Source organism: Vibrio sp. 1580 (assembly GCF_033340055.1).
Genome location: NZ_JAWOVT010000326.1, coordinates 1 through 675, shown reverse-complemented (window position 1 = coordinate 675; position 675 = coordinate 1). Strand labels below are relative to the sequence as shown.

Annotated in this window: 1 protein-coding gene; it reads right to left on the bottom strand. The window is 44.3% G+C overall.

Translation table 11 applies throughout. The annotated features are described in order from the left end of the window. Nucleotides 1-8: 8 nt before the first annotated feature. On the bottom strand, nucleotides 9-675 hold a 667-nt coding region (locus R7093_RS25800; RefSeq protein ID WP_318147095.1), incomplete at its 5' end, for an inosine/guanosine kinase.

The window sequence follows — 675 nt, the reverse complement described above, 5'->3', positions numbered from 1 at the left end:
GATATGAATTAACGTTCCCAGTATGCTTCTTCCAAACTGTCTTCTCGCTCTGGTAAGCCACGAGACAGACGAGGAGAATGTTGCACGAGAACTTCGTAGCTCGCACGGTTCGCATATTTACAAACCTGAGAAAAAGATGAGTAAGTTAAATACTCATTGCTGTGCTTGCTAGAGTTAGGCACATTTTCTTTATGGTATTTATTTGCCGCCATGTCATGAAGAACAGCAGACAACGCAGCATCACCCGCACCGTTTGTGTTCTTAATTTTCTCTGGACCGCCCATGTAAGGAGAAATATGCGAATAAACTCGAATTGGATTCTGACAAGCATCTTTTTTAGCCGGACGGCTGATCTCGTAACGATTAAATTCAGCAATCGAGCCAGGAAGTAATGGCAACGTGGTTTCACGCTTCGCACTGTCTTCAGTGTAACCCGCCATAAACAGACCAACAGGACCTGCGGTACATAACACCATATCAGCCCACTCTAGCGACTTATCAGAAGCGGCTAGCGGATAAGTTTCGCCTGTTAGAGCTTCTGCTTCGTCTTCGTTCATTGCGACAACAGAAACGTGTTCACGAATAAAGTCTTGCCAGTATTTAGGATCGTCTTGAATAACAAACTTTGTACCTAGCGTTAATACAACAGGAACGTCGTTCTTCTTCGCAAACTCA